This is a genomic window from bacterium, from assembly GCA_024224155.1.
Classification (GTDB): Bacteria; Acidobacteriota; Thermoanaerobaculia; order Multivoradales; family JAHEKO01; genus CALZIK01.
The window spans coordinates 1-3,132 of record JAAENP010000209.1 but is presented as its reverse complement, the minus strand read 5'-3'; the positions used below and the strand labels follow the sequence as shown (position 1 = coordinate 3,132).

Genomic DNA, 3,132 nt, shown 5'->3' with positions numbered 1-3,132 from the left:
CGTTCTTGGTCTTGTAGAACAGCGAGTTCTTGCGGTGGAGGATCGCCTTCTTCAGCGCTCGCTCGCAAATGTTGTTGTCCAGCGGTGCGCCAGGCTTGCGCAGAAACAAGGTGAGCTTGTCCCAACGATTCAGCATGTAGGAGAACGCTGCGCCCAAGGAGGAGTTCGGCTCTACCTTCTTTTCCTCCAGCTGCTCGTTCATCCAACTCTTCAGAGTCGCCATGATCTCGGCCGAGTGATCTTGATGGAAACGCAGCCGCCTTGCGGGCGACATCTCCTCCTTGCGGGCGATGGCATCGTAGTGGTAGACCTGTCCCAATGACTCAAGCACGAAGCGGCATTCTCCAGGGAAGCTATCGACCACCTCCACGAACTTCCGGCGACCATGGCTCATGCAATTGGCCAGGATCGTCGCGAATTCCTTCGGTACGTTGCGCGACAATCCATCGCACATCTGCATCGGTATCTCGAGCCCCGCGGCCCGGCGTCGGAGCACATCCTCGAGGTTTTCGCCGGCGTGCTGGCGCCCGGTGAAGAACACTGCACTTTTGTGATCGTCGCGGACCGCGACGATGGCGGAGGTGAAGATCCCGGTACGCTCTTTCGAGCCCTTCTGTTCGATTTGTTGGTTCTCTTTGAGCAGCTGAAGGATCTTCACCGAGGTATCATCATTGTAGAAGATATCCCACTGCGCTACTTGCCGGATCAGCTCTTCGTAGACCATCGCGAGGACGATCGCTGCCTTTCGGACGATGTCCCACTGAGTCGAGGTCGGAAGCGGAATCTTGAAATACTTCCCCAGCTTCTCGAGTCGGTTGAAGGGCAGCCCGCTGCCGTACTTCAAAAGGCCGATCATGCTCGCTGAGGTGGGGTCGTACTTCTCCTCCCCGATACCCTCCGGGGCCTTGGCCGTGAACACCTCGCCGCAGAGATGACAGCGCAGTCTCTCCAACTCATAGACCGTCGCCTCAATCGGCGCCTGGCCTCTGACGCGCACCAGCTTGCGAGGAACGCGCAGGACGTAAACCTTGCCCTTCTCGCACTCCACGCAAGCATCGCCTGTCTTCAGCGATTCGTGCGGCACATGGATTCTCTCCGCGCCCTCATAGGCGTCCGCGCCGTTGCGGCCGTGTCCCTTCGGCTTCTTTTTCTTCTGCTTCTCGGACTTCTCGCCACGTGCCTCTTCGTCGGGGTTGCCTGGCGGCACGTCTGCGCCACCTGCCCCTTGGAGCACCTCGCTCGTCCTCTCGGTCTTCTTCGTGTTAATCGAAAACTCCTTGCGAAGACGCTCGAGGGTCGTACTCTTTTTCTCGAGCTCGGCCATCATCCAAAGGAAGGTCTCGAGGATGGCTTGGAGTTTCTCGTGATCCTTCGCATCGAGCACAGGCCGGGTCAGCTCGATGAACGCCCTCACTTCGGAGGCATCCAAGTCGATGAGCTCGGGCTTGCTCATGGTGCTGCAAGGAGCTCCCGGAAATCTTTCCGCAGCGGATAGCCCAACACTTCCTTCTTCGGGTGGATGGGCTTGTTCGTCCGCGAGTTATGGCCGATGCCGGTGGTCTCACCCAAGGCGATCCAGTTCGCCGCGAGGTAGCAGGTGCCACGGAAACGTCGCGGATCCACGAAGGTCTCCAAGTAGTAAATCGGGTGGCTGTAGAGACGCTCCCAGTCCGCCGACAGCACCCGCGCCATGCGACCGAGGAGGTGCGACGCCAGATGTTTGACCTCCACCCAGGGTAGGATCAGAAAGCGGGTGTTGTAGGCCAGATAGCGAATGTTGCGACCACGGGCTTCGGCCGACCAGCCGATGAAACGGTCCCGCGGCCCCAGATGGCGCGGCGCAGAGCCCCACGCCATGCACGCTACGGGTCGATTCGACCTCACCGCCAGGTACTTCAGGTGCTCGCCAACCGGCCGTGTATAGCCGAGGTAGTGATACTCCTCGATCAGGCCATCATAGAACGCCTCTTCCCTCGTGCGCCGGACCTGGAGGATCTCCAGCGGCTGAATCTCTTTCAGGCTCGTACGCAGCGGCGTACGATCGACCAGGACTCTCTCAGGCTTGCGCCGGGCGATGACGTTGTTGCGGGGAACGAAGCGTACGGGCGGTAGCTCGATGTGACCGGCGCGGTGCAGCTGGAGCATCAGACCGCGGCAGACCATGTCCCGCAGCTGACCGTTGGCTTGTCGCCAGTCCCAGGCCTCGCACAGCAGCTTCGACAGCTGACGGCGGCTCGCGCCAGGGTGCTGGGCGATCAACTTGTCGATGAACGTGATGTCCTCGTCCGTGACCTCACGCCCTCTGTACTTCAGCTTCACCTCCATGGTGAACGCAGCGTACAGGACAAAAATGTGGAACGTAACACCCCGAAGACAGTATTTTCCCCTTCAAGTGCATCAATTGAGCCGGCGCCACGGCGGCGCGGCCGACGCCGCGGAGAAATCCCCGGCACTGAGCAATACCTGTAGCTCGTGGGCCTCCAGAGACCGCAGCTTCTGCCCGGACGGCCAGAAACGGAACCGCCCCGCGGACAGACGTTTGTAGCAGAGCCAGAACCCCTGACCGTCATAGACCAGGATCTTCACCGCCGTGGCCTTGCGGTTGCGGAACACGAACAGGCAGCCGGAGAACGGATCCTGAGCCAGCTCCTCGCGGGCCAGCTTGGCCAACCCATCGATGCCCTTGCGGAAGTCCGCCGGCTCGACCGCGACCAGCACCCGCATCTGCGGCGCCACCTGAATCATCGCGCCACGCTCCACAGAGCCTGAGCCAGCGTCTGGCAGTGCGCCGCGGCTGAACCCCGCAACTCGACCCGCAGACGAGTCCCCTCCGCGTCCACCATCTCGAGCACACACTCCGCAGCAGACGCGAACAGCGGGATCTCCAGGAACTCGCGCTCGGCAGCTGGCTCCGACTCCGAGACCTCGAGGGTCGACTCCACACGCTTCTTCAGGCCGTAGTAGTCCAGGCCCAGGGCCTGGGCCGTCTTAGAAACGCCGCACTCTCCAGCGACCTCGGCCGCCGCTTGCCACAGCGTCTCAGGGATGCGGGTGCCTCGTTTCCGATCCTGGCGCCAGCGCTCGAACTGGCTCTGGACGTCACTCAGGATGTCGCGGGAAGGGCGGCGAGAT

General features: G+C 61.6%; 4 protein-coding genes. All 4 read right to left on the bottom strand.

The genetic code is table 11. The features are described from left to right. Positions 1 to 1,453 (bottom strand): IS66 family transposase (locus GY769_11560; GenBank protein MCP4202558.1); only part of this gene is annotated, 1,453 nt, incomplete at its 3' end. After that, entirely contained in the window at positions 1,450 to 2,325 is an 876-nt protein-coding gene (locus GY769_11555; protein MCP4202557.1) for a DUF4338 domain-containing protein, read from the bottom strand. The genes GY769_11560 and GY769_11555, both read right to left, overlap by 4 nt. A gap of 72 nt (positions 2,326 to 2,397) precedes the next feature. After that, the gene (gene tnpB / locus GY769_11550; protein ID MCP4202556.1) at positions 2,398 to 2,745 is read right to left on the bottom strand and encodes an IS66 family insertion sequence element accessory protein TnpB; all 348 of its coding nucleotides are present in this window, start codon (positions 2,743 to 2,745) and stop codon (positions 2,398 to 2,400) included. Then, on the bottom strand, positions 2,742 to 3,132 hold a 391-nt coding region (locus GY769_11545), incomplete at its 5' end, for a hypothetical protein (protein MCP4202555.1). The genes tnpB and GY769_11545, both read right to left, overlap by 4 nt.